The following is a 25,757-nucleotide window of genomic DNA, read 5'->3' as shown; positions in this document are numbered from 1 at the left end:
CCGAAGCGAGCCGGTGGGGCACCATAGGGCGATGGGTCCCCACGTTCAGGTCGACGTCGAAATGTCCTTCCGGGTCACGAAACCCGGCCCCGCCGCGTTCGTGGTCGCGCTCGCCGGCGGGGCCGACCAGGAGGAGTTCGCCTATCCCGCGCCGCCGCGCCAGGTGGCGTTCGAGCACGGGACCCGGGCCCAGGTGCTCGACCTGCCGACCGGCGAGCACGTCGTGCGGTACCGGGCCGAACGCGCGCTCGGTCCCGCCGAGCCCGAACGCGTCGGCATGGAAGACCTCATCCGCTACACAAGGCCCAGCCGGTACTGCCCCTCGGACCGGATGGGCGGGCTCGCGCTTTCGCGCTTCGGTGGCCTGCCCGACGCGCGCACCCAGGTCGAGGCGATCGTCCGGCACGTGGGCGAACACCTGTCCTATGTGGTCGGTTCCGGTTCGCCGACCGACGACGCCGTCGACACCTACCTCGCCGGGGAAGGGGTTTGCCGCGACTACGCGCACGTCTGCATCTCGCTCTGCCGCGTGATCGACATCCCCGCGCGGTTCGCCGCCGTCTACGCGCCCGGACTGTCCCCAATGGACTTCCACGCCGTGTTCGAGGCCGCGATCGACGGCCGCTGGTACGTGTTCGACGCGACCGGCCTCGCGCCGCGGCAGAGCCTGAGCCGGATCGCGACCGGCCGGGACGCCTCCGATACCGCGTTCCTCTCCACCCTCGGCTGTGAGCTGGACTTTCTCGGCAACACCGTGCTGGCGACAGCGGGCCCGTCCCTGCCGGAGGACGACGGCTCGGAGCTGATCGCGCTCGCCTGATCGCGTGTTGCGCACGAGCCGTGACCTCGCTGAGGTAGACATTGGCGTGTGAGGGAGAAGCGAACACCGACGAAATGGAAGCGGCTGCGTGCCCGCTACCGCTGGCTGGACCATCTGGCGCGGGCGGTGAACCGCTACGTCGAGTACGGCGGTTACCACTACGTCGCGTCGATCACCTATTTCAGCCTGTTCTCGCTGGTGCCCATCCTCATGGTCGCGGTGTCGGTGGCGGGGTTCGTGCTGGCGAGCCAGCCGCAGCTGATCGAGTCGATGCTGAACGCGATCACCGGCACCCTGCCCGGCGGCCTCGGCGACAAGGCGGGGGATCTGCTCACCGGGTTCGTGGAACAACGGACCAGCGTCGGCCTCATCGGTCTGATCATCGGGTTGTACTCCGGCTGGAACTGGATGAACTCGCTGCGGGACGCGCTCACCGCGCTGTGGGGCCAGAACCGGTCGGATCTCCCGCTGCTGCGCACGATCGCCGCGGACCTGCTCGCGCTGCTCGGCCTCGCGTCCGCGCTGCTGGTCTCCTTCGCCATCACCATTTCGGGGTCCGCGCTCGGCCGGTACCTGCTCGGGCTGGCCGGAGTGGACGACACCGCCTGGGGGCACAACGTGCTGTCGGCGATCTCGATTCCCTTGGCGCTGCTGGCCAACTGGCTCGTATTCCTCTGGGTGCTCACCCGGCTGCCCCGGAAACCGGTCGGAGTCCGCAGCGCGATGCGCGGCGCGGTCGCGCTGGCGCTGGGTTTCGAGCTGCTGAAGCAGGCCGGTGGGATCTACCTGCGCTTGATCGGGAATTCGCCGACCGGGGTCGCGTTCGGGTCCATCATCGGTCTCATCTTCTTCATCTCGCTGGTGGCCCGGATGCTGGTGTTCGTCACGGCCTGGACGGCGACCGCGCGGGACGCGCCGGCGGACCCTGTCCGGCCGCCGCCTCCCGTGGTGGTCCGGCCCGTGGTGGCGGCGCCCGACCGGCACGGACTCAAACCGGCGCTGGTCGGCGCGGTGACCGGGGTGGTCGCGACGCTGGCCGCGCAACGCCTCCGGCCCCGCCGCCGGAATTAGCTCGGCTTGGCCGCACCCACCACCCACATCGAGAAGAACTGCGAACCGCCGCCGTACGCGTGCCCGAGCGCGATCCGGGCGCCATCGACCTGGTAGTCCCCGGCCCGGCCCATCACCTGCTTGGCCGCCTCGGAGAACCGGAGCATCCCGGACGCGCCGATCGGGTTCGACGACAGCACGCCGCCGGACGGGTTGATCGGCAGCCGCCCGCCAAGCGCGGTCTCACCCGCCTCGGTGAGCTTCCAGCCCTGGCCTTCGTCGGTGAATCCCAGGTTCTCCAGCCACATCGGCTCGAACCACGAGAACGGCACGTAGATCTCGGCGGCGTCCACTTCGGACAGTGGGTCGGTGATCCCGGCGTCGCGCCACAACGCGGCGGCGGCATCGCGGCCCGCCTGCGGGTTGACCTGATCGCGTCCGGCGAACGTCGTCGGTTCGGTGCGCATCGCGGTCGCGTGGATCCACGCCGCGCCACCGGGGACGGCGTCGCCCGCGGCCTCGTCCCCGATCACCATCGCGCAAGCGCCGTCCGAGGACGGGCACGTCTCGTCGTAGCGGATCGGGTCCCACAGCATCTGCGAGGCCTGCACCGATTCCACCGTGATGTCGGACTGCCGCAGGTGCGCGTAGGGATTGAGGGCGCCATTGCGCCGGTCCTTGGCCGCGACGATCGCGCCGATGTGGCCGGGCGCGCCGGACCGCCGGATGTAGGAGCGCACGTGCGGCGCGAAGTAGCCGCCCGCGCCGGCGCCCACCGGCATCTGGAACGGCGGCAGGATCGAAAGTCCCCACATCGCGTTCGACTCGGACTGCTTCTCGAAGGCCACCGTGAGGACCCGCTTGTGCACTCCTGCCTGCACCAGCGAGGCCGCCACGAGCGCGGTCGACCCGCCGACCGAACCCGCGGTGTGCACGCGCAGCAACGGTTTCCCGTTCGCGCCGAGCGAGTCGGCGAGGAACAGTTCGGGCATCATCACGCCCTCGAACAGGTCCGGCGCCTTGCCGAGGACGACGGCGTCGATGTCGTCCCAGCCGGTCTGAGCGTCGAGCATCGCCCGGTCGATGGCTTCCCGGAGCAGGCCCGGCATGGACACGTCGGTGCGTTTGGCCTTGTGGTGGGTCTGGCCGGTACCCAGTACGGCCGCGAGGTGCTTCACGAGAGGACCTCCAAGGTCGCGACCAGGTTCTGCTGGAGGACGGGGCCGCTGGTCGCGTGGGCGAGGGTCTTGCGCGCGCTGCCGTCGAGGATGCGGTTCGCCGCCTCGCCGATCCGCGCCAGTCCCGCCGAGAACATCGGATTGCCGGTCAGGACGCCGCCCGAGGGGTTGATCCGCACCTGTTCGCCGAGGCCCAGCGCGTCGCGCAGGATCAGTTCCTGGTGGGTGAACGGCGCGTGCAGTTCGGCGAGTTCGACGCCGTCGAGGTCCAGCGCCTGCCCGGCGGCCACTGTGGACGGTGATCGGGTGAGGTCCCGCACACCGAGCGCGGGGGAGTCGACCCGGTGCTCGATCCCGGTGATCACGGCGGGACTGTCGACGAGGTCCGCCGCCCGTTCGGCCGAGGCGAGCACGAGAACGGCGGCACCGTCGGTGACCGGGGCGATGTCGTGGGCTCGCAAGGGATCCGCGAAGTACGGGCTGTCAAGGAGATCGGCGACCTCGACCGTTCCGGAGAACTGGGCGGCGGGGTTCCCGGCGGCGTCGGCGCGGCTGCGCGCGGCGACCTCGGCGAGGTCCTTTTCAGACCACAGCCCCGCTTCGAGTCCCAGCCTCGCCTGGATCCCGGCGACGCTCACCGAATCCGGCCACAGCGGCGCGACGACGTAGGGGTCCATCTGCAGGGCCAGCACCCGCCGCAACTGGCCGGCGGAAGACTTGCCGAAGCCGTAGACCAGCGCGGTCTCGACCTCGCCCATCCGGATCTTGAGCCACGCCTCGTAGAGCGCCCAGGCGGCGTCCATCTCGACGTGCGACTCGTGGATCGGCGGGAAGGCGCCGATGGCGTCGACCGCGGCGATGAACGAGAACGCGCGGCCCGCGAGGTAGTCCGAAGAGCCAGAGCACCAGAATCCGATGTCCTCTTTGGACAGACCGGTTCGCTCGAAGACCTCCGCGAAGATGGGCACCAGCATTTCCACGCCGTTGGTGGTGCCCGGGGTGCTGCGGACGTTGGGGGCCTGCGCGAAGCCCACGACTGCTACATCTGGCACGGTGGTCCTCACAGATGGTGGGCGAAGGATTCGTACGGCGCGTCAGGCTCGCCGGTCGGTGCGAAATGGCCGATGTTCTCCAGCGAAGTCCACCATTCGTCCTGGGGTTTCCAGGCGGCGCGCACGCGCATGCCCATCCGGACGTCGGCGGCGTCGCAGCCGAGGACGAGGTGCAGGAACGCGATGTCCGCGCCGTCGAGCAGGATGTACGCGGCGACGTATGGCGGTTTGATCTTCTGGCCGAGGAACGGCACGTTCACGATGCAGAACGTGGTGACGATGCCGGTGTCGGGCAGTTCTACCTCGTCGGTGGTCGGCACGCCGTCGGTCGGGCAGGCGCCGCGCGGCGGGATGTAGACCTTCTCGCAGGACGGGCAGCGCTGGCCGATCAGTTTGCCTTCGGCGAGCCCGCGCAGGTACCGGCTTTCCTCCGGCGACGCGGAATGCTCGTAGCGCAGGTGGATCGGCGTGATCACCACGCTGACCGGCGCGTCCTCCTCGCGTTTCGCGATCGGGGGAGGCATTTCGGTGAGTTCGGTGTCGGGGCCGTCGGCGGGGACGAAGTAGGCGATGTCCCGGATGTGGCCGACGGTCTCCTCCGCCCACCGGATCCGCACGCGCTGTCCGGTGTGGACGTTCGAAGGATCACCGGCGTCGACGGCGTGCAGGATCGGGGTGTCCGCGCCGTCGAGCCGGATCAGCGCCCACGCGAACGGCCGCGACAACGGCTGGCCGTCGAGCGGTTCGGCGATCCAGGACCAGGAGACGATTTCGCCCTCGGAGGCCACCGGTACGAATTCGGACAGCGCTTCGGCGGTCACGGGATCGTATTCCAGCGGTGGCACATGGACGCGGCCGTCACTGCCCCGGACGCCTTCGACACGGCGCTCGCGCAGGGCGTTGACGAACCGGCCGAGTACCGGGCCGACCGAACGCGTGTAGTCGAAGCCCACGTTGAGCGGGGCCGACAGCGGGAGTTCAGGTGCGCTCACCGTTTGAGTGAAACACGTTCTCGATTTGACGGCAAGATCGGCCATCTCGGCCCGCCTGGTGGTTGCCCTTGAGTGGAACGCGTTCTAGATTCGCGGGTATGTCGACTGCCACCGGGACACTTGGGGTCTGGAATATCGCCGCACAGGAGCCGGAGCGGGTCGCGCTGGTCGATCCGGACGGCCGCTCGATCGGCTACGGGGACCTCGCCGCGAAAGCGAACGCGTACGCCCGGGGCCTGCGGGCCCTCGGGCTCGAGGCCGGGGACGTGGTCGTCGTCCTGCAGCCCAACGGCGACGAACTCGTGGCGGCCTACTTCGCCGCCATCCAGTCCGGTCTGTACATCGTCGTGGTCAACTGGCACCTGGTCGGGCCGGAGGTCGCCTACATCCTCTCCGACAGCGGCGCCAAGGCCTTCCTCGCGCACGAACGGTTCGCCGACGTCGCGATCGCCGCCGCCGACGAGGCCGGGATCCCCGAGCGCGGGCGGTTCGCCGTCGGTGATGTCGAGGGCTTCCGCCGGATCGAGGAACTCGGTTCCGGAGAGGGCGACGGACGTCCGGAGGGGCGTACGGCGGGCTCGCCGATGCTCTACACGTCCGGGACGACGGGGCGGCCCAAGGGCGTCCGGCGGCCGCTGTCCGGCGCCGACCCCGACTCCGTCCCCGGCGCGTCCACGTGGTTCTTCGGGATCTTCGGACTGGCGCCGCACGACGAGCACGTGCACCTGTGCGGGTCGCCGCTCTACCACACGGCGGTGCTCAACTTCGTCGCCATTTCCCTGCAGCTGGGGCATACCGCGGTGCTGATGGACCGCTGGGACGCCGAGGACATGCTGCGCCTGATCGACCGGCACCGCGTCACACACAGCCATATGGTCCCGACCCAGTTCCGCCGCCTGCTCGGGCTGCCGGACGACGTCCGCGCGGCCTACGACCTGAGCTCACTGCGCGTGATGATCCACGGCGCCGCGCCGTGCCCGCTGGAAGTCAAACGCCGGATGCTCGACTGGTGGGGCCCTGTCGTCACCGAGTACTACGCGGCCACCGAAGGCGGCGGGACGGCGATCTCGGGGGAGGAGTGGCTGAAGAAGCCGGGTTCGGTGGGACTGCCGTGGCCGGGTTCGACGATCAAGATCCTCGACGACGAGGGCGCGGAACTGCCCGCCGGCGAGACCGGCACGGTGTACATGAAGATGGGCGACTCGAACTTCGAGTACCACAAGGACCGGGCCAAGACGGACAAGGCGCGGGTCGGGGACCTGTTCACCCTCGGCGACGTCGGGCATCTCGACGAAGACGGCTACCTTTTCCTGCACGACCGCAAGGCGGACCTGATCATCTCGGGCGGCGTCAACATCTACCCGGCGGAGATCGAAGGCGAACTGGTGATGCACCCGAAGGTCGCCGACATCGCGGTGTTCGGTGTCCCGCACGAGGACTGGGGTGAGGCGATCAAGGCCGTCGTCCAGCCGGCGGACGGTGTCGAACCCTCGGACGAGCTGACCGCGGAGATCCTCGAGTACGCCGCCGCGCGCCTGGCGAAGTTCAAGCTCCCCCGTTCCGTCGACTACTTGCCCGAGCTTCCGCGTGACCCGAACGGGAAGCTCTACAAACGCAAGCTCCGCGACCCGTACTGGGAGGGCCACCGCGCCCCCTGACGCAATTAGTCGCCTACTTGCGATGGTCTTCCGTCGCAAGTAGGCGACTGATTGCGTGGGTCAGCGGCCCCGGAAGACGGGCTTGCGCTTCTCGGCGAAGGCGCGAGGGCCTTCCTTCGCGTCTTCGCTCGCGAAGACCTCGATGCCGTACTGGGCGTCGAGCTTGAAGGCCTCTTCCTCGTGCATGCCCTCGGTGTCGCGCATCGTCTTGAGGATCGCGCGGACGGCAAGGGGCCCGTTCGCGGCGATCTTGCCCGCCAGTTCCAGCGCCTTGTCCAGGGCCGTCCCGTCCGGGACGACGTGTCCGATCAGGCCGATTTCCCGCGCCTCGGCCGCCGTGATGTGCCGCCCGGTCAGCAGCAGGTCGGCGGCGACGGTGTACGGGATCTGGCGGGGGAGCCGCACGGCCGAACCGCCCATCGGGAACAGGCTCCACCGCGCCTCCGACACCCCGAACTTCGCGCTCTCGCCCGCGACGCGGATGTCGGTACCTTGCAGGATCTCCGTCCCGCCCGCGATCGCCGGGCCTTCGACGGCCGCGATCAGCGGCTTCGTGAGCCGCCGCCCCTTGAGCAGGCCCTCGATCTTGCTGGGGTCGAAAGTGCCCTTCGCGAACGAGTCGGACGGCGAGTTCTTCGACATCGACTTGAGGTCCGCGCCCGCGCAGAACGCGCCACCCGCGCCGGTGAGCACGCAGCACCGGACGTCGTCGTCTTCGTCGACCCGGTTCCACGCCTCGACCATGATCCCGAGCATCTCGCCGCTGAGCGCGTTGCGGGCCTCGGGCCGGTTCATCGTGACCACGAGGGTGTGGTCGATCTTTTCCACCAGCGCCTGCGGTTCGTTCACCACATTTTTCAAAGTCTCAGCCTCCAAAAGAGCGGCCATTGCCCGGAACGATAACATGTTCTACTTTGGGGAAGTGGCACTCAATATCGCGGATCTACTCGAGCACGCCGTCGACGCCGTGCCGGAGCGCATCGCGGTCGTCTGTGGCGATCGGCGGGTCACCTTCGCCGAACTGGAAGAGCGCGCCAACCGGCTGGCGCATCACCTCGCCGCACACGGCGTGGGACCTGGATCCCACATCGGTGTCTATTCCCGGAACTCGATCGAGGCCCTGGAATCGATGATCGCCGCGTACAAGCTGCGCGCGATCGCGGTCAACGTCAACTACCGCTACGTCCACGGCGAACTGCGGTACCTGTTCGACAACGCCGACCTCGTGGCGCTGGTCCACGAGCGTCAGTATTCGGACAAGGTGGCCGCCGTCCTGCCGGAGGCGCCGAAACTGAAACACGTTGTCGTTGTCGACGACGGAAGCGACGGCGACTACTCGTCCTATGGCGGCGTGGGCTACGAAGAAGCCCTCGCCGAAGGCTCGCCCGAGCGTGACTTCGCCGAGCGCAGCGCCGACGACATCTACATCCTCTACACCGGCGGGACCACCGGGTATCCCAAGGGCGTCCTGTGGCGTCACGAGGACATCTGGCGCGCGCTCGGCGGCGGCATCAACTTCGTCACCGGCGAATACGTCCCGGACGAATGGGCGCTCGCCGAACAGGGCAAGTCGGGCAGCCTGGTCCGGCTCCCCGCCGCGCCGCTGATCCACGGCGCCGCGCAGTGGGCCGCGTTCGGCGCGCTGTTCACCGGCAGCCCGGTCGTGTTCGTCCCGCGGTTCGACGCGCACGAGGTCTGGAAAGCCGTGCAGGACAACAAGGTCCAGGTGCTCACCATCGTCGGCGACGCGATGGCGCGGCCGCTGATCGACGCCTACCGCGAGGGCGACTACGACGCGTCGTCGATCGTCGCGGTGTCGAGTCACGCCGCCCTGTTCTCCCAGTCGGTGAAGCAGGAATTCCTGGCGCTGCTCCCGCACGTGGTGATCACCGACGCGATCGGGTCGTCCGAAAGCGGGTTCACCGGCATCGGCATGGTCAGCAAGGACAGCGATCATTCGGCCGGGCCGCGGGTCAACTTCGGCAAGGACGCGATCCTGGTGGACGACGACGGCGCGCTCGTCGATCCGAAGCCGGGGGCGATCGGGCTGATCGCGCGGCGCGGGCACGTCCCGCTCGGGTACTACAAGGATCCCGCGAAGACCGAGAAGATCTTCGTCGAGGTCGACGGCAAGCGGTACGTCGTCCCGGGTGACTACGCGCGCTACGAGGAAGACCTCACGGTGACCCTGCTCGGCCGGGGATCACAGTGCGTGAACACCGGCGGCGAGAAGGTGTACCCGGAAGAGGTCGAAGGTGCGCTGAAATCGCATCCGGACGTCTTCGACGCGCTCGTCATCGGCATCCCCGACGACAGGCTCGGCCAGCGGGTGGCCGCGGTGATCCAGCCGAGGACGGGCAAGGAACTGGACTTCGCCGCTCTCGAAGCGCATGTGCGGACCGAGATCGCCGGGTACAAGGTGCCGCGCACCCTGTGGCTCGCCGAGGAGATCGGCCGGTCGCCCAGCGGGAAGCCGGACTATCCCTGGGCGGAGCGCTACGCCGCCGAGAACGAGCCCGTCACCATCCAACCGGCGTAAAGGAGTTTCATGCGGACGTCGCGGATTTGGACACCACTGTGCGACCGGCTCGGGATCGAGCTGTCGATCGTCGGGTTCACCCCGTCCGAACACGTCGCCGCGGCGATCAGCCGGGCGGGCGGGCTCGGTGTGCTGGGCTGCGTGCGGTTCAACGACGCCGCCGAACTCGACTCCGTCCTGTCCTGGATGGACGAGAACACCGGCGGCAAACCGTACGGCGTCGACATCGTGATGCCCGCCAAGATCCCGGCCGAAGGGACGTCGATCGATCTCGCGAAACACATCCCGCAGGGGCATCGCGACTTCGTGGAGCGGACGCTGCGCGACCTCGCGGTGCCGCCGCTGCCGGACGACACCGACGAACGCGCGGGAGTGCTGGGCTGGCTGCATTCGGTCGCCCGGGCGCATGTCGAGGTCGCGCTGAAGCACCCGATCCGGTTGATCGCCAACGCCTTGGGGTCACCGCCGGTGGACGTCATCGAGCAGTGTCACGCGAAGGGTGTCCCTGTCGCGGCACTGGCGGGTAAGGCCGAGCACGCCGTCCGGCACGTCGAGAACGGCGTCGACATCGTTGTGGCGCAAGGGTACGAGGCGGGCGGGCACACCGGCGAGATCGCGTCGATGGTCCTGCTGCCCGAAGTGGCCGACGCAGTCGGTGACCGCGTCCCGGTGCTCGCCGCCGGCGGGATCGGCTCGGGCAGGCAGGTCGCGGCGGCGCTCGCGCTGGGCGCGTCCGGGGTGTGGATGGGCTCCTTCTGGCTCGCCACCGAGGAGTACCTCCAGACCATGGGGGATTCCGAAGCGATGCAGCGCGCACTGGTCGCGGCGGGTTCGTCCGACACTGTCCGGACGAGGATCTACACCGGCAAACCGGCGCGGCTGCTCAAGACGCGGTGGACCGAGGCGTGGGCCTCGCCCGAGGCGCCCGAACCGTTGCCGATGCCGCTGCAGAACCTGCTGGTTTCCCACGCGCACAACAGGATCCACCACGCGGCGGATCCGAGTGTCGTGTCGATGCCGGTGGGGCAGATCGTCGGGCGGATGGACCGGGTGCGCCCGGTCGCCGACGTGATCGCGGAGCTCGTCTCGGGATACGAAGAGGCACTGTCGCGTTTGGACAAGACCCGCTGACGCGTGTCATGAAAGGGTCGTTCAGGACGAAACATGTCCTGAACGACCCTTTCATGACATCCACGCGAGACCGGCGGCCCCGAAAGAAGAAAGCCCCCTCCACCACGCCGTTGTGGTGAAGGGGGCTTTCAGCGCATGCCGTGCGACGAAACTACAACCCGGCGGCCGCGTTCTTGATCGCGGTCGCGAAGGTGCTCACCTCGGCGTAGACGCCGGGAGCGCGCGGCCGTGCGCAGCCTTCGCCCCAGCTGACGATGCCGACCTGGATCCAGGCGTTGGCGCTGTCGCGACGGAACATCGGGCCGCCCGAGTCACCCTGGCAGGTGTCGACGCCACCGGAGCTGACGTTGCCCGCGCAGATCTCGGCGTTGTCGATCAGGTCGGCGTAGCTGCCGCCCTGCGCCTTGCAGGTCGCGTCGGAGACGAACGGGACGTTGGCCTTGAGCAGGTAGCGCTGCTGCGCCCCGCCCTCGGACGCGGCACCCCAGCCCGCGACGGTGAACGTGCCGCTGTTGTTCGCCGTCGTGGTGGCGATCGGCAGCGTCGCGATACCGGTGACCGGGCTCGCGAGCTTGATCAGGGCCCAGTCACCACCGGTGGCGGTGGGGTAGGTCGGCGACCGGTGCACGTAGGTCGACTTGACCTTCTTGGCCGAGCCGCTCTGCAGGTCCACGACGCCGAGGGTGGCGGTGATGCTTGTGTTGGCCCCGGTGCGCGACACACAGTGCGCGGCCGTCAGCACGATCTGCGAGGTGTAGAGCGCACCACCGCAGCCCATGGAAAGCCTGACCATCCAAGGGAATTCGCCCTGAGCGGCCCGGGTTCCGCCGACCACGTCGGTGGACGGCGGCTGTGCGGCCGCGGCTTGCGGAGCCGTGGCGAGGCCCGCCAGGGTTCCGGCCGCCGCGACGGCGATCAGGGTCTTTTTGAGCAGGCTGAACCGACGCTTGATGTCCAAGGGTTCATTCCTTCCGGCTGTCCACAGTGGAGGCAGGGAGACTGACTGCGGCCATCTGACTACAGCAGGTGGGCATATGCCGGGACAACCGACTTTCTTCGGATCTTTCGGCCGATGGTGGTGATTAACGGACGTTCGATGCGAATTGCCGACGAATGGCGTAGCCCAGAGCGCCTAACGCCAATACTCCGGAACCGGCGATCGCCGAAACCGCCGGAAGGCTGAACGCGAGCACCGCGCACCCGAGCAGACCGAGAGTAGGGATCACCCGACGTTTGGGCAGGGTCAGCGCGCTGGCATTCGCCACGGCGTAGTAGGCGAGTACGGCGAAGGACGAAAATCCGATCGCGCCGCGGAGGTCGAGGGTGCTCGCGAGCAGGGCGACGACGACGCCGACGGTCACCTCGGCCCGGTGCGGCACGCCGAAGCGGGGGTGCACGGCGGTCAGGTAGCGGGGAAGGTGCCCGTCGCGCGCCATGGCCAGCGTGGTGCGTGAAACGCCCAGCACGAGCGCGAGCAGGGAGCCCAGCGCGGCGAGCACGGCGCCCACCCGCACCGCCGGGGTGAGCCAGGACCAAGACGACCTCTCGACACCCTCCGCGATCGGGTCCGGGCTACGGCCCAGCAGCTCCGGCCCGAGGTGACGCAGCAGCACGAAGGCGAGAACCGCGTAGACGACTAGGGCCAGCCCGAGCGCGATCGGCACGGCGCGGGGGATGGTGCGCGCCGGATCGCGGACCTCCTCGCCCAGCGTCGCGATCCGCGCGTACCCGGCGAAGGCGAAGAACAGCAGACCGGCGGCCTCGAGCACACCGCCGAAGCCGGGTGCCGCGACGAGGCCCGGCGACCCGGCTCGCGGCGTGCCGCCGAAGAGCATCGCCACGACGGCCAGCGCCAGGATCGTCAGCGTGACGGACACGATCAGCCTGGTCGCGAAAGCCGAGCGCTGGACGCCGCGATAGTTCAACCCGGTCAGCGCGGCCACGACGGCCACCGCGAACACGCTCCGCCACGGTTGGCCGAGCCCGGGTGCGGCGTAGGTGACCACGGTCAGGGTCATCGCCGCGCAGCTGGCCGTCTTGCCGACCACGAAACCCCAGCCGGCGAGATAGCCCCAGAACTCGCCGAGCCTTTCCCGTCCGTAGACGTAGGTTCCGCCGGAAGCCGGGTACAGCGCGGCCAGCCGGGCCGAAGACGTCGCGTTGCAATAGGCGACTATGGCGGCGATGGCGAGCCCGGCGGGGAGCCACGCTCCCGCGGCGCGGGCGGCCGGGGCGAACGCGACGAAGACCCCCGCCCCGATCATCGAACCGAGTCCGATGAAGACCGCGTCGCGCGTGCCGATCCGCCGAATGAGGGTGCCCTTTTCGTCCACGAGTGTGAGCGTGGCATGAACACTTCGTTCGGGTCAGTACAGGCATGGGGGAACCCGCCTAAGATCTGGATCGTGAAAGCGCGTTCGCCCAGAGTTCATCCGCCCGCAGACGGCCCGGTTCGGGACGGAATTCCCGAGCACGGCCGCATTCCCCGCTATTACGCGGTCAAAGTCGATCTGCTCGACGTGATCTCCGAATTAGGCCAAGGATCGGTACTTCCCACGGAGAGGGAACTGTCGGAGCGATTCGAGGTTTCCCGCGCGACGGTCCGCCAGGCCGTCGGCGAACTCGTGCTCGAAGGCCGTCTCAGCAGGCGGCAGGGGAGTGGCACGTACGTCGCGGGGCCCAAGCTCGTTCAGCCACTCGCCTTGGTGAGTTACACCGAAGGACTCAGGAGGCAGGGCATTCGGCCGGGCCGGAATCTGATCTCTTTGGAACGCCGTGACGCGGGTCCGTCGCTGGCTTCGGAACTGGAAATCGATCCCGACGACGACGTCATCCACATCGAGCGGGTGCTGCTCGCCGACGACGAGCGGGTCGGGCTGGAATCGACCTATCTCACCGCCGCGCGATTCCCGACGCTGATGGATGTGTTCGATCCCACACAGTCGCTGTACGCCTGTTTGCGGGAAAGGCTCGGCGTGGTCTTCGACGGCGCGGAGGAGCGGGTCGAGACCGTGCTCGCCACCCCGCGGGAGGCGCTGCTGATCGGGACGAACCCGGCCCTGCCGATGCTGCTGATGCACCGGACCTCCTGGGGGACCGACGGCGTCCCGTTCGAGCGCGTCCGGTCGCTGTTCCGGGGCGACAGGCTTTCCTTCGAGACCCGCTTGGGCCGCGTGGAGTGATCCCTTCCCGCATTTAGTCCCCTGGACGCGGTACTTGCGTTTTCAACGACCGCAAGCAGAGGGCGAAACGCGGCGTAATGTAACGCGAAGGTAACAGGTCTGGTCCACATTTCGGAGGGCCTTCACCTGGAGTTAGAACCGCGGTCACGGAGCGTTGGTGCGGGCAAGCGAGCGTCTGCGGTGTGCGAATCCTCATCATCGGCGGCGGAGTGCTCGGCACCCAGCACGCCTGGCAGGCCGTCGAACGCGGCCACGACGTCGTCCAGATCGAACGCGAACCCGAGGCCCGTGGCGCGTCCGTGCGCAACTTCGGGCTGGTCTGGGTCGGCGGCCGCGCCAGTGGTCCCGAACTGGAGACGGCCGCGCGGGCGCGGGTGCTGTGGGAACGCATCGGGGAGCGCGTCGAAGGGATCGGCTTCCGGCCGAACGGCTCCCTCACCGTCGTCCGGACCGAAGCCGAACTCGCCGTCGCCGAGGCCGCGGCCGCGAGCACGGAGGACCGCGGCTTCAAGCTGCTCGACGCCGCCGGGACCCGTGAGCTGAACCCGGCCCTGCGCGGCGACTTCCTCGGCGCGCTCTGGTGCGATCGCGACGCCGCCGTCGAACCGCGCGTCGCCCAGCCCGCCCTGCGCGCCGAACTGGCGAAATCCGGCCGCTACACCTGGGTGCCGGGCCGCGAGGTCCGCGACCTGACCGACCGTGGCGTCGTCGACGACACGGGTGAGACCCACGAAGGCGACGTCGTCGTGCTGTGCACCGGCGCCTGGACCGGTGGCCTCGTCAAAGAACTCGCCGGGCCGGCCCCGGTCCGCCGGGTGCGACTGCAGATGGCCCAGACCGAGCCGCTCGGGGAAACCCTCACCACCACGGTCGCCGACGCGGACAGCTTCCGCTACTACCCGGCGTACCGCGGCGAGGCGCTCGACGGTCTCAACGCGGGCCAGCCGCAGGGCGAGATCGCCGCGGTCAACAAGATGCAGCTGCTCATGGTCCAGCGCCTCGACGGCTCGCTGACCATCGGCGACACCCACGAGTACGACGAACCGTTCTCCTTCGACACCACCGAAGACCCGTACTACCACTTGGCCGAGGTCGCCGGTGCGCTGCTCGGACGGCCGCTCCCACGCATCGCCCGCCGCTGGGCCGGGGTCTACGCACAGACCATCGACACCTCCCGGATCGTCCACCGCGCCCGCGTCGCGGACAACGCCTGGCTCGTCACCGGGCCGGGCGGCCGCGGCATGACCTGTTCCCCCGCCATCGCCGAAGACACCGCCGAGGAGCTGTCCTGGTGAACACCGAACTCGTCGTCCTGGACATGGCCGGGACCACCGTCGCCGACGACGGCCTGGTGATCCGCGCCTTCACCGCCGCGATCGCCGCCGCCGGAGTGTCCGAAGAGGACAGCCGGTACCCCGGAATGCTCGACTACGTCGTCGAAACCATGGGGCAGTCCAAGATCGTCGTCTTCCGCGCCCTGCTGGACGGGGACGAAAAGCTGGCTCAGCACGCGAACACCGCCTTCCAGGACGCCTACGGCAAGCTCGTCGCCGACGGCCACTGCGAGCCGATCCCCGGTGCAGAGGAAACGATCCAGGAGTTGCGCGCCCAAGGCGTGAAGGTCGCGCTCACCACCGGGTTCGCCGCGAGTACCCAGAACGCGATCCTGGACGCGCTGGGCTGGCACGGCCTCGCCGACGCCGTGCTGGCACCGGGTGAAGGCGTCCGTGGGCGCCCGTTCCCCGACCTCGTCCTCGCCGCCGCGCTGCGGCTCGAAATCACCGACGTCCGCCGGATCGCCGTCGCCGGTGACACCCCGTCGGACGTCCAGACCGGGCTCTCCGCCGGAGCGTCGATCGTCGCCGGAGTGCTCACCGGATCGGCGAAGAAACCGGAACTCGACGCCGCCGGCGCCACCCACGTCCTCGAATCCGTCCGCGACCTCCCCGCCCTGCTGTCCTAAAAGGAGCTTTGACGACATGAAGAAACTCGCGGCCGCAGCCCTCGCCGGGCTGCTCACGATCACCCTGGCCGCCTGTGGCGGAACCGCCGGCGGCGCGTCCGGCGACCAGACCGTCACGATGTACACAGTGGACGGTCTTGAGGACTGGTACGCCCAGCGCGTCGAGGAGTTCAAAGCCAAGACCGGCATCACCGTCCAGGCGGTCACCGCCGGATCCGGCGAGGTCGCCTCGCGGGTGGAGAAGGAGAAGGCCAACACCCAGGCCGACATCCTGGTCACGCTCCCGCCGTTCATCCAGCGCGCCGCGTCGCAGGGGCTGCTCGCCGCCACGACGCCGTCCGGGATCGACCAGGTCCCCGCCGGGCAGAAGGACGGCCAGGGCCGCTACTTCGCCGTCATGAACAACTACCTCAGCTTCATCCGCAACCCGCAGGCCTCGCCCAAGACCTGGGACGACCTCCTGGCCCCCGCGCTCAAGGGCAAGCTCCAGTACTCCACCCCCGGCGAGGCGGGCGACGGCACCGCCGTCCTGCTCCAGCTCCAGCACGTCCTCGGTGACCAGGGCGCGCTCGACTACCTCGCGAGGCTCGAAGCCAACAACGTCGGCCCGTCGTCCTCCACCGGCAAGCTGCAGCCGAAGGTGGCCAAGGCCGAGATCCTGGTGGCCAACGGCGACGTCCAGATGAACCTCGCCTCGATCGAGAAGAGCGGCGGTTTCGAGATCTTCTTCCCCGCCGACGCGCAGGGCAAGCGGTCCACGTTCGCGCTCCCGTACTACGCCGGTCTCGTGAACAACGCGCCGCACGCGGAGAACGCCAAGAAGTTCCTGGACTTCCTGCTCTCGCCCGAGGTGCAGGGCAAGGCCGTCGACGCCTTCGGCGCCCCGTCGCGGACCGACGTCACGCCGTCCGGCCCGAAGGCGGACAAGGTGAAGGCCGCCCTCGACGGCGTCGAGATCTGGCAGCCCGATTGGAACGCCGTCCTGGCGAAGCTCGACGCCGACCTCGCCGCGTACAAGAAAGCCGTGGGCCGATGACCCCGGCGGTCGAGTTCCGCGGGGTGTCTGTCCGCTTCGGACAGACGATCGCCCTCTCACCACTGGACCTCGCCGTGGCGAGAGGGGAGACGCTGGCGATGCTCGGCCCGTCCGGCTCCGGCAAGTCGACGGCCCTGAAAGCACTCGCGGGTTTCGTCGTGCCGAGCACCGGCCGGGTCCTGCTCGACGGCGAGGACGTCACCGGCCTGCCGCCGCACCGGCGCGGCCTCGGCGTGGTCGTCCAGAGCTACGCGCTGTTCCCGCACATGCGGGTCGAGGCCAACGTCGCTTTCGGCCTCAAAGCCAGGAAAACGCCTCGTGCGGAGACGGCGAGCCGGGTCGCCGAGGCGCTGGAGCTGGTCGGGATGGGCAAGTACGCCCGTCGCTACCCGCGCGAACTCTCGGGTGGCCAGCAGCAGCGCGTCGCGCTCGCACGGGCACTGGCGATCCGGCCGCGGGTGCTGCTGCTGGACGAACCACTGTCCGCTTTGGACGCCGCCCTGCGCGAGGACATGGTCGCGGAACTGCTGCGGCTGCGGGCGGAGCTGCCCGACACCACGCTGATCTACGTCACCCACGATCAGGGTGAGGCGCTGGCGCTGGCCGATCGGATCGCCGTCATGCGCGACTCGAAGCTGGTCGAACTCGGGCCGAGCCGTGAGCTGTACCAGCGTCCCTCGACGGAGTTCACCGCGAGCTTCCTCGGCGCGTCCAACCTCATCCCGGTGGAACTGATCCAGGCCGACGGCACAAGGGTCCGGCTCGGCGGCCGCGAACTGGCGGCCGATCCGTCCGGGACGTTCCGCGCCGGGCAGTCCGTCGCGCTCGGTGTGCGGCCGCACCGGGTCGGGATCACCGCGGTGGACGCCCCGGGCGCGCTGCCCGCCGTGCTGCGCGGCGTCCAGTGGCGCGGCACGGGCTTCCGGCTCGACCTCGAACTCGCGCACAACGGGGACGAGGTCCGGGCCGAGGTGCCGGACGTCGAGGGACTGCCCGGCGTGGGGGAGAAGGTCGGAGTGTCCATTCCGGACGGTTGCCCGCTGGTGGGCATCGGATGACCGGCCTCGCGCTCGCCGCCACGGCGGCACCGGCGCGGCGGCGGGAGAAACAGCCCGGCCGCGGCTGGCTCCTGCTGCCGCCGGTGCTCGTCCTGCTCGGCTTCTTCGGCTACCCGCTGGTGCTGGTCGTCCTCCAGTCCCTCGAATCGAAGACCGGCGAATTCGGACTTTCGGTGTGGCTCGACGTCCTGGGGTCGGCGGAATTCCGGGACGCCGCCTGGAAGACCGTCGCGCTCGCGCTCGGCGCCACCGCGGGCTGCGTGGTACTCGGGACGTTTCTCGCGCTGGTGATCGCTTTCGTGCCGTTCCCCGGCGCGCGGACGCTGTCGCGGCTGGTGGACACCGTGCTCGCGTTCCCGTCGTTCCTCATCGCGCTCGCGTTCACCTTCATCTACGGCAGCGCGGGCATCCTGGGCGCGGGCGGATTCCTGTACTCGCCGTTCGGGATCCTGCTGGCGGAGATCACCTTCTACACGCCGTTCGTGATGCGGCCGGCGCTCGCCGCGTTCGGCCAGGTCTCGTCGGCGCAGATGGAGGTCGCGGCCAGCCTCGGCGCGAAACCCGGCCGCGTGCTGCGCCGGGTGATCCTGCCGGAGGCCTTGCCGTCACTGGCTTCCGGCGCCTGCCTGACCATGCTGCTGGCGATGAACGAGTTCGGCATCGTGCTGTTCCTCGGCGCCAAGGACGTCACGACGTTGCCGATGCTGGTCTACGGCAAGGGAATCGTCACCTTCGACTTCCCGCAGGCGTGCGTCATCGCGGTGGTCAACGTCGTGTTCTCCCTCGCCCTGTACGGAACCTACCGGCGACTGACGAAGGGAGACCGTCGTGCTGCTGTGGACCAGGCGTAGCCGTTTCCTGCTGTGGGCGGTGTTCGCGGTGCTGTTCACCGCGATCGTGCTGGCGCCGCTGCTGATGATCGTGCTGGCCTCGGTCGCCGGGAACTGGACGGGGCTGCTGCCGGGCGCGCTCACCGGCTCGCATTTCGCGCAGGCGTTCTCCGGCGAGACGTTCGCGAGCCTTTCGGTGAGCATCCAGACCGGTGTCATCGCGTCGCTGGTCTCGGTGCTGCTGGGGACGTGGGCCGCGCTCGCGTCGCAGTCCGCACCGTCCAGGCTGCGCAACGCCGTCGACACCCTGTTCCACCTGCCGATCGCGGTGCCGTCGGTGGTGCTGGGACTGGCGTTGCTGGTCGCGTTCAGCCGTCCGCCGCTGGCTTTCAACGGCACGCGCTGGATCGTGCTGCTGGGACACGTGATGATCCTGCTGCCGTTCTCCTACAGCACCGTCTCCGCCGCGATCGCGCGGATGGACCCGCTGCTGGCGCAGGCGGCGGCGAGTCTCGGCGCCGGCCCGGTCCGGGTGCTGTTCCAGGTCCGGCTGCCGGTGCTGCTGCCGTCGATCTCGGCGTCGGCGAGTCTCGCGCTGGCGATGTCGATGGGCGAACTGGGCGCGACGATGATGCTGTACCCGCCGGACTGGCGCACGCTGCCCGCAAGCATCTTCGCGCTCACGGACCGGGGGCAGGTGTTCCTGGCGTCGGCGAGCACGGTGCTGCTGCTGGCCGTCACCCTGGCCGGGGTGGTGATCCTCGGACTGGCCCGTGGACGGGCTGCCCAGCGTTGAATGACAGAGCGTTGATGCAACCTTTCTCGGTCATGGCTACGTCTTCGGGCCATGAAGAACGCAGCGAAGACGCTGGGCGTGGGGCTCGTGCTCGCCGCGACGGCCGCCTGTGGCGCGGGCGGCCCGGGAGCACCGGCGGACACGAGCGCCCCTCCGGTCGTCACCACACCCTCGGATCTGCCCACCTCGCTCCCGGCTAGCCCGCCGGTCGCGAAACCACCCCAGTCGCGGCCGACCGTCGGCCCGCCGCCCATGGACAAGATGCTGCCGCCGGGCCAGGTCGACGCCAAAGTGCCCGCGCAGGTCAGCGCGGAGAACGGCGGCCTGAACGTCCACATCGAGCTGAGCGGTTGCGACGAGGCGACGGCGAACCTCGCCGACCAGAACGCGCGACGGGTCGTGGTCAAGGTGAAGATCGACCACGGCAAGCCGGGCCAGATGTGCCCGCAGGTCATCCGCTACGCCGTCCTGCCGGTGAAACTCGCCGAGCCGGTCGGGACACGGACCGTCGTCCTGGAAGCGGGTTGAGAGCATGTGCAACCCCACGAAGGCCTCGTTCCGTCCTAGCCGCATGAGGTACTTAACGAATGTCATCGGCCTTGGCCTGATCGTCGTTGCGGTATCCGCTTGCGGGGCGCAGAACCAGGCAGCGGAACCCGCGGCCGGACCCGGGAGCGGCACCCTGAGTACCGTGCCGCCGCCGCCGCCGTCGCCGACCGTGCCGCCGTCCTCTCCGGCGCCGTCCGTGCCGGGCAGCCTGCCCGGGCAGCCGGGCGCGCCGCGGCAGGAAGTTCCCGAAGGCAGCACGAAGGTGCCGGAGAAACAGCTCGACGCGGCCGCGCTGCCCGCGGACTATCCGCGCGAGGTGTACACCAGCAACGGCGGGACGATCCTGAACATCCGCGGCCAGGAAGGCGGCTGCGGGCACGCGACGGCGGAGGCCGCGCAGCAGGACGGGAACCGGGTCACCGTCAACCTGACCGAGCTGAAGGGCCAGACGGGCCAGATGTGCACCATGGACATCCGGCATCCGGTGATCTCGGTGGCGCTCGCGGCGCCGCTGGGGGAGCGGACCGTCGTGTTGAAGCAGATGCGGTAACGCTCGCGCGCGTGAGATGAAAGGTCCTTTCCTTGCGAAATTCGCAAGGAAAGGACCTTTCATCTCACCGGAAGCTGATCTGCAGCACCGGTTCCGAAGTGGCCTCGAAGAAGTCGTTGCCCTTGTCGTCGATGACGATGAACGCGGGGAAGTCCTCGACCTCGATCTTCCAGACCGCCTCCATCCCCAGCTCGGCGTATTCGAGGACGTCGACCTTCTTGATGCAGTCCTGCGCGAGCCGGGCGGCCGGGCCGCCGATCGAGCCGAGGTAGAACCCGCCGTGCTCGTTGCACGCGGCGGTCACCTTCTTGGACCGGTTCCCCTTCGCCAGCATCACCAGCGAGCCGCCCGCGGCCTGGAACTGCTCGACGTAGGAGTCCATCCGGCCCGCGGTGGTCGGCCCGAAGGAACCCGACGCGTAGCCCTCGGGCGTCTTCGCCGGGCCCGCGTAGTACACGGGGTGGTCGCGAAGGTATTGAGGCATCTCTTCGCCCGCGTCGAGCCGCTCGGCGATCTTCGCGTGCGCGATATCGCGGGCGACGACGAGCGGGCCGGTCAGCGACAGACGCGTCTTCACCGGCAGCTGCGAGAGCTGGGCACGGATCTCGGCCATCGGGCGGTTGAGGTCGACGGTCACCACCTCGTCGGACAGGTCGTCCTCGGTGACGTCCGGCAGGAACCGCGCCGGGTCGCGCTCCAGCTGCTCCAGGAACACGCCGTCAGCGGTGATCTTCGCCTTCGCCTGGCGGTCGGCCGAGCACGAGACGGCGACGCCGACCGGGCAGGACGCGCCGTGGCGCGGCAGGCGGATCACGCGGACGTCGTGGCAGAAGTACTTGCCGCCGAACTGCGCGCCGATACCGAACTGGCGCGTCATCTCCAGCACCTGCTGTTCGAGGTCGACGTCACGGAAACCGTGGCCCAGCTCGGAACCCTCGGTGGGCAGGTCGTCGAGATAGCGGGCCGAAGCCAGCTTCGCGACCTTCAGGTTGAACTCCGCCGACGTGCCGCCGACGACGATCGCGAGGTGGTACGGCGGGCAGGCCGCGGTGCCGAGGCTGCGCAGTTTCTCGTCGAGGAACTTCGCGAGCCGCTTCGGGTTCAGGACCGCTTTCGTTTCCTGATAGAGGAACGTCTTGTTCGCGCTGCCACCACCCTTGGCCATGAACAGGAATTCATAGCTCGGGTCGCCTTGACCGTCTTTGTGATAGAGCTCGATCTGAGCGGGCAGGTTGGTGCCCGTATTGCGCTCATCCCAGAAATTCATCGGCGCCATCTGCGAGTAGCGCAGATTCAACTCCTGATAGGCGTCGAAAATGCCCCGCGACAGCGCGCGTTCGTCCTCGGCGCCGGTGAGTACGCCTTCGCCGCGTTTGCCGATCACGATCGCGGTGCCGGTGTCCTGGCACATCGGGAGGACGCCGCCGGCGGAGATCGCCGCGTTGCGCAGCAGGTCCATCGCGACGAACCGGTCGTTGCCGCTCGCCTCGGGGTCGTCGACGATCGCACGCAGCTGAGCCAGGTGTGACGAGCGCAACAGGTGCTGGATGTCGGTGATCGCCGTCTTGGCGAGTTTGGTCAGCGCCTCGGGCTCGACCTTGAGGAACTTGCGCCCCGCGGCTTCGACGACCTCGACACCTTCGGTGCCGAGAAGCCGGTATTCGGTGCGGGTGTCCTTGGCGAGCGGAAGGACTTCGGTGTGCTGGAACGTGGTGGGCGCCACTGAGCGGGCTCCTTTGCCGGCATCGGGAACCCGCTCACGGTACCCAAGCCCGGGCGTCGTGATGGAGAGGCCACGGCTGAAGTAACCGGGACCACTGCCGGTGGGCGCCGACGCGAGTGGGTCGTGAGTGGTAAGTGCCGTTAGAACGGCACTTACCACTCACGACCAACGGGACCGCCTGCAATTCCCGCGCCGCACTTTGCCGCCGGTGCAGTTTGCCCCCACCGCACTTTGTCGCCGCTCCCCACAAATTAGTTCGGGAGGCCGGGCCCACCCCGACGGACCCGACCTCCCGGGGAAAGCGATCCGGGCGCGAACACCCGACCGCGAAGACTTATTACCTGCTCGACGGTCTCGTGACGCAGGTCATAAGTCAACGCTGCCGAACGGGTGTTGCTTTTTCCGTGCCGAAAGGCTCAGCGGGGACTACGAAGCGTAGGCGCGCAAGCGGTCTGCCCGCTCACCCTGACGAAGCTTCGACATGACCTCTCGCTCGATCTGCCGAACGCGCTCACGGGAGAGCCCGAAGAACTTGCCGATCTGGTCGAGCGTGCGCGGCTGGCCGTCGTCGAGGCCGTAGCGCAGGCGGATCACCTGGGACTCCCGGTCGTCCAGCGTCGCGAGCACGCGGCGCAGGTCGTCCTGGAGCAGACCGGAGATCACAGCGCTCTCGGCGTCGGTCGCCTCGGAGTCCTCGATGAAGTCACCGAGCGGGGCGTCCTCCTCGGTGCCGACCGGCATGTCCAGGCTCACCGGGTCGCGCGAGTGGTCGAGCAGGTCGGAGATCTTGTGCGCCGGAATGCCCGATTCGGCCGACAGTTCCTCGTGGGTCGCGTCACGGCCGAGCTGCTGGTGCAGGTCGCGCTTGATGCGGGCCAGCTTGTTCACCTGTTCCACCAGGTGGACCGGCAGCCGGATGGTGCGTCCCTGGTCGGCCATCCCCCTGGTGATGGCCTGGCGGATCCACCAGGTGGCGTAGGTCGAGAACTTGAACCCCTTGGAGTAGTCGAACTTCTCCACCGCGCGGATCAGACCCAGGTTCCCCTCCTGGATCAGGTCGAGCAGCGGCATCCCCCGGCCGGTGTAACGCTTCGCGAGCGAGACCACGAGGCGGAGGTTGGCCTCCAGCAGGTGGTTCTTAGCGACGTGGCCGTCACGCACGAGGGCGGACATCTCCGAGCGCCGCTTCGGCGTGAGGCTCTCGGCCGTGTCCAGCATGTGCTGGGCGAAAACCCCGGCTTCGATGCGCTTGGCCAGCTCGACCTCGTCGGCGGCGGACAGCAGTGCCGTCTTGCCGATTCCGTTGAGGTACACGCGAACGAGGTCCGCGGCCGGGCTCTGGGCGTCGAGGTCGGCGTCGGTGAACACCCCCGTGCTCACCGGCTCCTGGGTGGATTGCGCCGGGATACGGCGCTCGCGAATCCCGCGCGCTTCGCGTTCGAGAGTCTGGACTGACATTCTGCCTCCCCGGTCACGGGCTGAACGTGCTGCGATGTGTCCGCCGGATCCGCCTCGGCGTAGCAAGCCCTGTGGAAAACCCGCTACTCCTCGTCGGCCCAGCTTGGCTGGACACTTTCCTCAACGCCGGGAGGTCCCGAAACGTTCCCGGCCGCTACAGAGGAGACGGGTGGCTGACCTGGGACGTTGCTCGACCAACCCTGAGCTTTTCCTGAGAATGACCGCGCACGGGAGAAACCGAGGTGGTCTAGACCTCTATGAGGATCGTGAACGGACCGTCGTTCACGCTCCGGACCGCCATCATGGCCCCGAACCGGCCGGTCTCGACCCGCGCGCCGCGTTCGCGCAAGGCGTCGACGACGGCCGTCACGAGAGGTTCGGCGACTTCGGGGCGGGCGGCCGCCGTCCACGACGGACGGCGGCCTTTGCGGGTGTCGCCGTAAAGGGTGAACTGGCTTACGACAAGCAGGGGAGCGCCGGTGGTGGCGCAGGACTCTTCATCACGAAGAATGCGAGCTTCGTGCAGTTTGCGTGCCATCGTGGCTGCTTTCGGCACCTCGTCGTCGATATGGATTCCCAGCAGTACCAGCAAACCCGGCTCGTCGATGACGCCCGTCACCTCGTCGCCGACGGTCACGCTCGCTTCCGTGACCCTCGCCACCACCGCCCGCATCAGGCGGCGGGGAGGAGCATGCCGTGCCGGACCAGGTTCCGTACGACGGGCAGCGCGGCCTCGGCCAGTTCCTCCGGTTCGAGGCCCTGGGCGGCCGCCAGCAGCACGATCAGGTCCTCCATCGGCAACGCGCCCTGGCAGCCCGCGAGCAGCCGTGTCGCGAGTTCGTCGACCTCGTGTGACCACCCGGGACCGTCGGTGCGGTGCAGACGCTGGACGGTCGTGGCCCAGCCCTCCTCGCCCGGTTTGGCGACGCTCTCCAGAAGGACACTTTCCGGGACCCGGAATCGGACATCGAGGAGGGAATCGCCGTTGACACGCAGCCATTCCACGCGATCCAGCCAGTTCGCCGCCTCGGCGCCCAGCGGGTCGTCGTAGGCCTGGCGCAGGTCCTCGCACACGATCGTCGGTGTCGCGCCGTCCGCCCGGCGAAGAGTGACGAAGCCGAAACCGATGCCCTTGACGCTGTTTTCGGCGAACCAGTCGAGCCAGGCGCCGGATTTCGCGCGACCCTCGGGGGAACGGGGGCCGATGCCCGCGTCGCGCAGCCACGTGCCGACGTACAGGCCCGGGTCCGCGATGTCCCGCTGGACGAACCACGCGTCGGTCTCGGCAGGCAGCCAGCGGGTCACCCGATCGCCCCAGTCCTCGCCCTCGACGTGCAGCCAGGACGCCAGGAGCTGGCCCGTGCCGCCTTCGTTGAGGAACCCGGGCAGCTGCCGCACCACGAGCGCGCTGGCGTCGTCACCGGCGAGACCGGAGTCGCGGTAGGTGTAGTCGACGCGCGGCGGGCCGACCACGAACGGCGGATTGCAGACGATCTGGTCGAACCGGCGCCGCGCGACCGGCGCGAACCACTCGCCCCGCACGAGTTCGACGTCCAGTTCGTTGAGCCGGAAGGTGGCCGCGGCCAGCGCCAGCGCGCGGGCCGAGACGTCGGTCGCGGTGACCTTCTTCGCGTGCCGGGCGGCGTGCAGCGCCTGGACGCCGTTGCCGGTGCCGACGTCGAGCAGGCTGCCGACCTGGCGGCGGCTGGTGGCCCGGACCAGGCTCATCGAGGCGTGCCCGACGCCGAGCACGTGGTCTTCGGGCACGGTCGTGCCCAGGATGTCGGCGTCGAGGTCGGAGACGACCCACCAGGAGCCTTCGTCGTCGCCGTGCGGCCGGATGTCGAGACCGGCCCGGTAGCCGTCGGCTGCGGGCACGAGCAGCGTGGCGGCGACCGCGTCGTCGAGGGACAGTGGCGCGAAAGCGGCCTTGACGTCCTTCTCCGGCTCGGTCGAGCCCAGCAGGAACAGCCGGATCAGTGTGCCGAGGTCGCCGGAGTCACGGGTCGCGCGATAGGCGAGTTCGGGCTCGCCGCGCCCGAGGGCGGCGTGCGCCGAGCCGAGGGCGTCGACCACGCCGTCGGTGTCGTAACCCGTCCGGCGGAAGGCGTCCCGCAGCCTCGCGCAGACGTCGTCGGACAGGTCGGGGAGGGCCGCTCGTGTGCTCACGTTCGGTAATACTGCCAGGATGA

At 69.1% G+C, this 25,757-nt stretch carries 24 protein-coding genes; 14 read left to right on the top strand and 10 right to left on the bottom strand.

What is annotated here, in order from left to right; translation table 11 throughout:
* Nucleotides 1-31 precede the first annotated feature (31 nt).
* Complete coding sequence (locus ACFOSH_RS01075; RefSeq protein ID WP_378236658.1) at nt 32-820, top strand: transglutaminase-like domain-containing protein; 789 nt, start codon at nt 32-34, stop codon at nt 818-820.
* Between the two features lie 48 nt (nt 821-868).
* The gene (locus ACFOSH_RS01070) at nt 869-1,891 is read left to right on the top strand and encodes a YhjD/YihY/BrkB family envelope integrity protein (protein WP_378236657.1); all 1,023 of its coding nucleotides are present in this window, start codon (nt 869-871) and stop codon (nt 1,889-1,891) included.
* Here ACFOSH_RS01070 and ACFOSH_RS01065 read toward each other — a convergent pair.
* Genes ACFOSH_RS01065 through ACFOSH_RS01055 form a run of 3 tightly spaced genes read right to left on the bottom strand, consistent with a single transcriptional unit; the run spans nt 1,888 to nt 5,137 of the window.
* Nucleotides 1,888-3,048, bottom strand: a complete 1,161-nt coding sequence (locus ACFOSH_RS01065; protein WP_378236656.1) for a thiolase domain-containing protein — start codon at nt 3,046-3,048, stop codon at nt 1,888-1,890. The genes ACFOSH_RS01070 and ACFOSH_RS01065 overlap by 4 nt on opposite strands.
* Entirely contained in the window at nt 3,045-4,100 is a 1,056-nt protein-coding gene (locus ACFOSH_RS01060; RefSeq protein WP_378236655.1) for a thiolase domain-containing protein, read from the bottom strand. Before ACFOSH_RS01060 ends, ACFOSH_RS01065 begins: the two co-directional genes overlap by 4 nt.
* 8 nt (nt 4,101-4,108) lie before the next feature.
* Entirely contained in the window at nt 4,109-5,137 is a 1,029-nt protein-coding gene (locus ACFOSH_RS01055; protein WP_378236654.1) for a Zn-ribbon domain-containing OB-fold protein, read from the bottom strand.
* 53 nt (nt 5,138-5,190) lie between these two features.
* On the opposite strand from ACFOSH_RS01055, the gene ACFOSH_RS01050 reads away from it, so the two are divergent.
* Nucleotides 5,191-6,750 carry an acyl-CoA synthetase gene (locus ACFOSH_RS01050; protein ID WP_378236653.1) on the top strand — a complete coding sequence of 520 codons (1,560 nt, stop codon included), beginning with the start codon at nt 5,191-5,193 and terminating at the stop codon, nt 6,748-6,750.
* Nucleotides 6,751-6,810: 60 nt separating this feature from the next.
* On the opposite strand, the gene ACFOSH_RS01045 is transcribed toward ACFOSH_RS01050, so the two are convergent.
* Nucleotides 6,811-7,599 (bottom strand): crotonase/enoyl-CoA hydratase family protein, encoded by a 789-nt coding sequence (locus ACFOSH_RS01045; protein ID WP_378236733.1) that lies wholly within the window; start codon nt 7,597-7,599, stop codon nt 6,811-6,813.
* Between the two features lie 73 nt (nt 7,600-7,672).
* Between ACFOSH_RS01045 and ACFOSH_RS01040 the strand changes: the two genes are divergently transcribed.
* The gene (locus ACFOSH_RS01040) at nt 7,673-9,289 is read left to right on the top strand and encodes an acyl-CoA synthetase (protein ID WP_378236651.1); all 1,617 of its coding nucleotides are present in this window, start codon (nt 7,673-7,675) and stop codon (nt 9,287-9,289) included.
* Between the two features lie 24 nt (nt 9,290-9,313).
* Nucleotides 9,314-10,420, top strand: a complete 1,107-nt coding sequence (locus ACFOSH_RS01035; RefSeq protein ID WP_378236732.1) for an NAD(P)H-dependent flavin oxidoreductase — start codon at nt 9,314-9,316, stop codon at nt 10,418-10,420.
* A 151-nt stretch (nt 10,421-10,571) separates the two neighbouring features.
* On the opposite strand, the gene ACFOSH_RS01030 is transcribed toward ACFOSH_RS01035, so the two are convergent.
* Both ACFOSH_RS01030 and ACFOSH_RS01025 read right to left on the bottom strand, forming a co-directional pair.
* Nucleotides 10,572-11,378, bottom strand: a complete 807-nt coding sequence (locus ACFOSH_RS01030) for a S1 family peptidase (protein ID WP_378236650.1) — start codon at nt 11,376-11,378, stop codon at nt 10,572-10,574.
* Nucleotides 11,379-11,502: 124 nt separating this feature from the next.
* Entirely contained in the window at nt 11,503-12,753 is a 1,251-nt protein-coding gene (locus tag ACFOSH_RS01025) for an APC family permease (protein WP_378236649.1), read from the bottom strand.
* 72 nt (nt 12,754-12,825) lie between these two features.
* Here ACFOSH_RS01025 and ACFOSH_RS01020 point away from each other — a divergent pair, with 72 nt between their 5' ends.
* The 9 genes from ACFOSH_RS01020 (at nt 12,826) to ACFOSH_RS00980 (ending at nt 20,384) form a co-directional block, all read left to right on the top strand.
* Nucleotides 12,826-13,602 carry a GntR family transcriptional regulator gene (locus tag ACFOSH_RS01020; RefSeq protein ID WP_378236648.1) on the top strand — a complete coding sequence of 259 codons (777 nt, stop codon included), beginning with the start codon at nt 12,826-12,828 and terminating at the stop codon, nt 13,600-13,602.
* Nucleotides 13,603-13,784: 182 nt separating this feature from the next.
* Nucleotides 13,785-14,897 carry a TIGR03364 family FAD-dependent oxidoreductase gene (locus tag ACFOSH_RS01015; protein ID WP_378236647.1) on the top strand — a complete coding sequence of 371 codons (1,113 nt, stop codon included), beginning with the start codon at nt 13,785-13,787 and terminating at the stop codon, nt 14,895-14,897.
* Nucleotides 14,891-15,565 (top strand): phosphonatase-like hydrolase, encoded by a 675-nt coding sequence (locus tag ACFOSH_RS01010; protein WP_378236731.1) that lies wholly within the window; start codon nt 14,891-14,893, stop codon nt 15,563-15,565. Before ACFOSH_RS01015 ends, ACFOSH_RS01010 begins: the two co-directional genes overlap by 7 nt.
* A gap of 16 nt (nt 15,566-15,581) precedes the next feature.
* The gene (locus tag ACFOSH_RS01005) at nt 15,582-16,601 is read left to right on the top strand and encodes a 2-aminoethylphosphonate ABC transporter substrate-binding protein (RefSeq protein ID WP_378236646.1); all 1,020 of its coding nucleotides are present in this window, start codon (nt 15,582-15,584) and stop codon (nt 16,599-16,601) included.
* A complete protein-coding gene (locus tag ACFOSH_RS01000) occupies nt 16,598-17,659 on the top strand; it encodes an ABC transporter ATP-binding protein (RefSeq protein ID WP_378236645.1) in 1,062 nt (353 codons plus the stop codon). The genes ACFOSH_RS01005 and ACFOSH_RS01000 overlap by 4 nt, the downstream gene beginning before the upstream one ends.
* Nucleotides 17,656-18,510, top strand: a complete 855-nt coding sequence (locus ACFOSH_RS00995; RefSeq protein WP_378236644.1) for a 2-aminoethylphosphonate ABC transporter permease subunit — start codon at nt 17,656-17,658, stop codon at nt 18,508-18,510. The genes ACFOSH_RS01000 and ACFOSH_RS00995 overlap by 4 nt, the downstream gene beginning before the upstream one ends.
* Entirely contained in the window at nt 18,488-19,285 is a 798-nt protein-coding gene (locus ACFOSH_RS00990; protein ID WP_378236643.1) for an ABC transporter permease, read from the top strand. Before ACFOSH_RS00995 ends, ACFOSH_RS00990 begins: the two co-directional genes overlap by 23 nt.
* 51 nt (nt 19,286-19,336) lie before the next feature.
* Entirely contained in the window at nt 19,337-19,813 is a 477-nt protein-coding gene (locus ACFOSH_RS00985) for a hypothetical protein (protein WP_378236642.1), read from the top strand.
* A 163-nt stretch (nt 19,814-19,976) separates the two neighbouring features.
* Complete coding sequence (locus ACFOSH_RS00980) at nt 19,977-20,384, top strand: hypothetical protein (protein WP_378236641.1); 408 nt, start codon at nt 19,977-19,979, stop codon at nt 20,382-20,384.
* 64 nt (nt 20,385-20,448) lie between these two features.
* Here ACFOSH_RS00980 and ACFOSH_RS00975 read toward each other — a convergent pair whose 3' ends face one another.
* The 4 genes from ACFOSH_RS00975 to ACFOSH_RS00960 form a co-directional block, all read right to left on the bottom strand.
* Nucleotides 20,449-22,107 carry a fumarate hydratase gene (locus ACFOSH_RS00975; RefSeq protein WP_378236640.1) on the bottom strand — a complete coding sequence of 553 codons (1,659 nt, stop codon included), beginning with the start codon at nt 22,105-22,107 and terminating at the stop codon, nt 20,449-20,451.
* A 426-nt stretch (nt 22,108-22,533) separates the two neighbouring features.
* Nucleotides 22,534-23,565, bottom strand: coding sequence for a sigma-70 family RNA polymerase sigma factor (locus tag ACFOSH_RS00970; RefSeq protein WP_378236639.1), 1,032 nt, complete (start codon nt 23,563-23,565; stop codon nt 22,534-22,536).
* Nucleotides 23,566-23,812: 247 nt separating this feature from the next.
* Nucleotides 23,813-24,238, bottom strand: coding sequence for a D-aminoacyl-tRNA deacylase (gene dtd, locus ACFOSH_RS00965; protein ID WP_378236638.1), 426 nt, complete (start codon nt 24,236-24,238; stop codon nt 23,813-23,815).
* Nucleotides 24,238-25,734 carry a DUF7782 domain-containing protein gene (locus ACFOSH_RS00960; protein WP_378236637.1) on the bottom strand — a complete coding sequence of 499 codons (1,497 nt, stop codon included), beginning with the start codon at nt 25,732-25,734 and terminating at the stop codon, nt 24,238-24,240. The genes dtd and ACFOSH_RS00960 overlap by 1 nt, the downstream gene beginning before the upstream one ends.
* Nucleotides 25,735-25,757 lie beyond the last annotated feature (23 nt).

The organism is Amycolatopsis speibonae, from assembly GCF_042647925.1.
Classification (GTDB): Bacteria; Actinomycetota; Actinomycetes; order Mycobacteriales; family Pseudonocardiaceae; genus Amycolatopsis; species Amycolatopsis speibonae.
This window is presented reverse-complemented; position numbering and strand designations above follow the sequence as displayed.